Origin of the sequence: Pantoea sp. CTOTU49201 (genome assembly GCF_032054795.1) — a bacterium.
GTDB classification, from domain to species: Bacteria; Pseudomonadota; Gammaproteobacteria; order Enterobacterales; family Enterobacteriaceae; genus Pantoea; species Pantoea symbiotica.
Map to the genome: position 1 here is coordinate 6,491 of NZ_DAMBSA010000108.1, position 5,574 is coordinate 12,064.

A 5,574-nucleotide genomic window follows, 5' to 3' on the forward strand; every position below is an offset into this window, starting at 1 on the left:
GCGAGAGTCATTATTTACATAAACTTAGTAATTGAATTTATTTCGATATGCAAAATAGTTTATTGTTCGTTTAGTATTGGAGTAATTATTTATCTAATTCATGTTGTTAATCATTATGTAATAAAAGCTTCATGTAATGAATTGTAATTAACATTGAGATGAACGGGTTGTTTGTTGTTTATCTTCACTCTCGACATGAGTCGTTATTTTGGAAATAAAGATGGAAAAGAGTGAGTTATTTAAATCTGGTTTAATTGGGTTATTTAAACCTATCGCAGGATTTTCAGTTTTGTTGCTTATTGCGTGGTCTATGCAGATTTACTCGGCTAAGTTTTCACAACTACTTTTCATATTTTTCGTACTCGTTGCACTGTGGCCAGTTGCCCGTAAAGCATGGGGAAAATCTCTCAAGGGTAATATCTTCAGCATGGAAACGCTGATGAGTTTCGCGTCGCTAGGTGCATTGATGATCAATGCCGTTTACGAAGCGGCGGTGGTGCTTTGGCTGTTTCATATCGGTGAGAGTCTTGAGCATTACGCTACGCAGCGTGCGAAAGCAGGAGTTTCTTCACTGATAGCCATGATGCCGAAAACAGTGAGGCTTTTGGTTGATGGAACATTCAGGGAGGTACCCGTTAGTCAACTAAAGCCAGGTGATGAAATTGAAATTGCGCCCGGCGGTAGGTTACCGGCTGATGCCATTTTGCAGGACAGCATGGCCGCATTCGATGAGAGTGCATTGACGGGAGAATCGCTTCCGGTGGAATACGCAAAAGGACATCAGATTTATGCCGGTAGCGTGATCATTGATCGCGTTTGTCGCTTCACCGTCACCTCAGAGCAAGGGTGTAATGCCATTGATCGCATCCTGAAATTGATTGATGAAGCCGATGCGCATAAATCACCGACTGAACGATTCATTGATGTTTTTAGCCGCACCTACACGCCGGTCATTGCTCTGCTTTCCATGATGGTGATGATTATTCCTCCGTTTTTCTACGACCAACCCTGGGATATGTGGCTCTACAGGGGATTGGCGGTGATGTTAATCGGCTGCCCCTGTGCGCTGGTGATCTCAGTGCCTGCCGCAATTACCTCCGGTTTGGCTGCGGCAGCCCGTCGTGGGATTCTGATTAAAGGGGGAGCGGCATTAGAGAAGTTGGCCGAGATAAAAGTTATCGCCATGGACAAAACAGGTACGTTGACGGAAGGGCGTCCAATGGTGGTTTGCATTATCACGGATAAACCTAACGATGAAGATCGGGTGTTAAGCCTCGCTGCGGGTGTTGAGGAAGGATCATCCCATCCGCTGGCGCAAGCCATTATCCGTCAAGCCAGTAAACGCTTTGCTGATTATACCATCGCAAGCGATCGCCAGGCGTTATTAGGCCAGGGAGTGAGAGGCAATATTGGGGGTAGAAACGTCAAAGTTACCGCGCCTGCGTTTGCGCCACCATTCGCACCTGACAGCATCTTGCCGGGGGAAATTGAACGTCTGGAGGACGCCGGATTAACGGTGGTGGTGGTCGCCTTAGAGAATGTGCCGCTGGGCATTATTGCACTGCAGGATACGTTGCGGATTGATGCTAAAAAAACAATTCTAGCGTTATCTGCAATGCATGTTGAGAGCCTGATGCTAACAGGTGATAACCCACGTGCCGCTGCGGCTATTGCCGGACAACTTGGGATGAAATATCAGGTGGGTTTGTTACCAAAGCACAAAGTGGAAGCGGTCTATCTGCAACAAATCGCTGCGCCAACCGCAATGGTCGGTGACGGCATCAACGATGCTCCCGCGTTGCGGGCGGCAGATATTGGCATTGCGATGAGCGGGGGAACCGACGTCGCTCTCGAAACCGCCGACGTCGCGCTAACGCATGATCTCCTTGCTAGATTACCTGAGCTTCTGCATTTAGCCCGGCGCACCCGAACCATCATTGGTCAGAATGTGACGCTCTCCATTGGCTTAAAAATCATTTTTCTTCTGACCAGCATGCTCGGTGTTACCGGGCTTTGGGTGGCTATTCTGGCCGATTCGGGTGCTACGGTGGTGGTGACGTTTAATGCGCTCAGATTATTACGCACTGAGAAAACGCCGACGCAAATGATCCTAAAGGAGAATAGCTAATGCCTAACGCCACATTAGAACTCCTGCTGGCGCGTAACCGCACCCATGCGGCACGCGTCAGTCATCACGACGCCGAATACTTTTCTCGCCATGAGGCGGGACAAGCACCACGTTGCCTGTGGATTGGCTGTGCTGATAGTCGGGTGCCAGTTGATACCCTGGTTCAGGCATCGCCGGGTGAATTATTTGTGATGCGCAATGTCGCGAATCAGGTGCTGGCAGACGACGACAGCATCATGAGCGGTATTGAATATGCTTTGAATACGTTGCAGGTAGAGACCGTGATTATTTGTGGCCATACCCACTGCGGCGGTGTTGATTTTGCCGGTTTGATGGCAGTGGTACCGGGCGAAGAAAAAAAGGATACGCCACTCACCCGACAGATGTTCCCCCTCAGCCAGGCCTTGCGCCAGCAGATCAAACAGCATCCGGAGTGGAGGCAGTTATCCAAAGATCACCTCAAACGATTCTTTGTAGAAGCTAACGTGCGTCAGCAGATTGTCCATTTGCAGCAAACTTCGCTGTTTCAATCTGCAAAACGGCAGCGCCCGCTGGAGATTTTTGGCTGCATTTATGACTTGAAAACAGGGATTCTGGACGTTTTGTCAGATGACAACGCTGAGGTTAAACCATGAAAACGCTTATTATTTCTCATTTAGCGACGGTGAAACAGGATGTGCTTGCTGGCGTGGTGGTGTTTTTGGTTGCGTTACCGTTATGTTTGGGGGTGGCTCAGGCGAGCGGCATGCCGCCTTTGGCCGGACTGCTAAGTGGAATTATTGGTGGTTTACTGATTACAGCCATCAGTCCTTCTCCGTTATCCGTAAGTGGTCCAGCGGCAGGAATGATAGCGCTGGTAGTGACGAGCATTGCAACACTCGGCAGCATATCAGCCATGTTAGTTGCGCTGGTTCTGGCAGGGGCACTGCAGATTGCTGCGGGGCTATTGCGATTGGGCCGCTTGGCTGGCTTAATCCCTGGAACCGTGATTCGTGGTTTGCTGGCCGGCATAGGCATTTTACTCATCGTTCAGCAGATACCTGTCGCGTTTGGTTATGTGCCAGACAGACCGGCAGGAAGTGAGATTTCGCTGCATTTTTTCCATGATATCACCGGAGGATCGGTGTTGATCATGGCAGTGAGTTTGGTGTTGCTTGTCCTGATGGAGTTACCTCAATTTAAGCAAAGCCGATGGTCAGCGCTGCCAGCACCACTGGTCGTTGTTTTGTGGGGAATAGCGGCGCAATTTTTACTATCCACATCAGAAGCCTGGCAGTTGCCATTATCGCAGCGGGTGCAGTTGCCTGACTGGTCATGGGATGAAGCATGGCCACTTTCAGTGCCCGATTGGTCTGCATTATCACAGCCTTCGCTCTATCAGATTGCTTTCAGTATTGCGCTGCTGGCAAGTCTGGAAACCCTGCTTAGCCTTGAGGCTACGTCACGTATTGATCCCCTCAAGCGCGCACCACATTCCGATCGTGAACTGGTTGCGCAGGGCGCAGGCAATATGGCGAGCGGCTTATTGGGAGGGCTGCCACTGACGGCGGTTATTGTGCGTAGTTCTGCGAATGTGTATGCCGGCGCTCGCACGCGTTTTTCGGCGATCTTTCACGGTATACTGCTGGCATTGAGCGCGCTGTTACTGGGACCGATACTGAATACGATCCCCTTTGCCAGCCTCTCTGCCATTCTGATTTTCACCGGTTTTAAACTCGCGTCTCCGTCATTGTTTATCAAAGAATGGCAGCAAGGTAAGACGCAGTTCATTCCCTTTATGGTTACGGTGAGCGGAATTGTTGGGATCGGACTGCTGCAAGGCATTGGTCTTGGTGTATTGTGCCAGCTATTAATTAGCGTCATGAAAGCCGAGAAAAATACATTAACGCTCACACAGCACGGCAGTATTCATTTGCTGCGCATTCATCAAAACATCACCTTCATCAGTAAACCCGAACTCTGCCGCTTATTAGACAGTATCCCCAATGAAAGTACCGTTTATATTGAGGTGGCTGATGGCATCACGCTGGCACCCGATCTCCGCGAGGCGATACAAGCATTTGCATCGCAGGCAGAACAACGCAAGCTCACGTTGTTTTTGCCGACAATGATGTAGTGATTTTATTAACGGGTCGCCATCAAAGGCGACCCACACTGTTTAAAACACTTCGTCCAGCAGCTGATACATGCGCTTGAACGCACGTTGCGTCACTTCAGGATGATACTGCGCGACGCCTGCATTATTCGCTTTCGGATCAGTGAAGGAGTGTACTGCACCGGCAAAACTCGCCAGCTGCCAATCCACGCCCTTACTGTTCATCTCATTGGCGAAAGCCGCCAATTGCTCGCGTGGCACCAGCGGATCGGCTGCACCATCAAGCACCAACAGTGATGCGCTAATGGTGTTGTCCGCATAACTGCCGGTGGTATCCAGCGTTCCATGGAAAGAGACGGCGGCTTTGATATCCGCACCGCTGCGTGCGAACTCCAGTGCGCAATGTCCGCCGAAGCAGAAACCGATCGCCGCGACTTTTGTGGCGTCAACTGCCGCGAGCGTTTGCGTGCGCAGTGCCGCCAGCGCTGCCTGCATACGTTCCACTTCGGCTGGCTTGTCTTTCACCGCCATCATCATCGCGCCAGCTTCATCGCCGGATGTTGGACGTTTGCCCTGGCCGTACAAGTCGGCTACCAGCACCACATAACCGTTGGCGGCGATGGCTTTGGCCTGCGCAACTGCATCCTCAGTGGCGCCCATCCAGTTTGGCGCCACTAAAATGCCCGGTTGCGATGCCTGATGATCTGCAGCGTAAACTAAATATCCTTCGAACGTGTCGTGGCCAACCTGGTAAGAAAGGGAAGAAACCGTGATGTTGCTCATTTATTCAACTCGTTGGTTATCAATTGAGGAAATTGAAGAAGTTACAGAGAATGGATAATTAAGCAACTGGCTGTCTATGCGACCGCATAAAATGTTTGTTTCACGCATTCGCCTTCGTAGGGTCGCCATTCATGGCGACCAATACCAAAACCGCATCAAGCATCCGCTAACGCATTCATCACCGCATCAGGCATGGAAGGGCGTCCATTCTGCAGGCAGGTGGCAACAAAAGTCGCATCGGCGTAGACCACGCCATTCACCAGTATCTGCTGCACAAAATTGACACGATTGCGCTTCTCATTCTTCGCCAGCACGCAGGTCACTTCAACCTTGTCACCTTTCACCAGGCTCTTACGAAAGCGCAGGGAATACTCCAGCACCATGTAAATTTTGCCCTGCTTAAACTCTTCTTCCATATCGATGCCCAAGGCTTCACGCATGTAAGCATGGCGTGTCCACTCCATATAAAACGGATAGTAAAGGCCATCGACCACGCCCTGAAAATCAATATGTTTTTCATCAACCTCATACTGCTTTGTAAAAATTTTTATATTCTTATCTGAGAGTT

5 protein-coding genes are annotated in these 5,574 nt (G+C 50.1%); 3 read left to right on the top strand and 2 right to left on the bottom strand.

All coding sequences use genetic code 11. The features are described 5' to 3' along the window. Window positions 1–220: 220 nt before the first annotated feature. The 3 genes from RTY00_RS10005 to RTY00_RS10015 are packed head-to-tail and all read left to right on the top strand — an operon-like array spanning window position 221 to window position 4,244. Window positions 221–2,128, top strand: a complete 1,908-nt coding sequence (locus RTY00_RS10005) for a heavy metal translocating P-type ATPase (RefSeq protein ID WP_312664325.1) — start codon at window positions 221–223, stop codon at window positions 2,126–2,128. Beyond that, the gene (locus RTY00_RS10010) at window positions 2,128–2,763 is read left to right on the top strand and encodes a carbonic anhydrase (protein WP_312664326.1); all 636 of its coding nucleotides are present in this window, start codon (window positions 2,128–2,130) and stop codon (window positions 2,761–2,763) included. Before RTY00_RS10005 ends, RTY00_RS10010 begins: the two co-directional genes overlap by 1 nt. Beyond that, on the top strand, window positions 2,760–4,244 hold the full coding sequence (locus tag RTY00_RS10015; RefSeq protein ID WP_312664327.1) for a SulP family inorganic anion transporter: 1,485 nt from the start codon (window positions 2,760–2,762) through the stop codon (window positions 4,242–4,244). The genes RTY00_RS10010 and RTY00_RS10015 overlap by 4 nt, the downstream gene beginning before the upstream one ends. A 42-nt stretch (window positions 4,245–4,286) precedes the next feature. Here the strand turns inward: RTY00_RS10015 and RTY00_RS10020 are convergent, their stop codons facing one another. Together RTY00_RS10020 and RTY00_RS10025 are read right to left on the bottom strand one after the other, a co-directional pair. After that, entirely contained in the window at window positions 4,287–5,006 is a 720-nt protein-coding gene (locus RTY00_RS10020) for a dienelactone hydrolase family protein (protein WP_312664328.1), read from the bottom strand. A gap of 155 nt (window positions 5,007–5,161) precedes the next feature. Continuing rightward, window positions 5,162–5,551, bottom strand: a complete 390-nt coding sequence (locus RTY00_RS10025; protein ID WP_154191163.1) for a thioesterase family protein — start codon at window positions 5,549–5,551, stop codon at window positions 5,162–5,164. Window positions 5,552–5,574 lie beyond the last annotated feature (23 nt).

Excerpts from the sequence above, each read along its gene's own strand:
- RTY00_RS10015 (WP_312664327.1), top strand. The coding sequence starts at position 2,760 with ATGAAAACGCTTATTATTTCTCATTTAGCGACGGTGAAACAGGATGTG.
- RTY00_RS10005 (WP_312664325.1), top strand. The coding sequence starts at position 221 with ATGGAAAAGAGTGAGTTATTTAAATCTGGTTTAATTGGGTTATTTAAA.
- RTY00_RS10020 (WP_312664328.1), bottom strand. The coding sequence starts at position 5,006 with ATGAGCAACATCACGGTTTCTTCCCTTTCTTACCAGGTTGGCCACGAC.
- RTY00_RS10010 (WP_312664326.1), top strand. The coding sequence starts at position 2,128 with ATGCCTAACGCCACATTAGAACTCCTGCTGGCGCGTAACCGCACCCAT.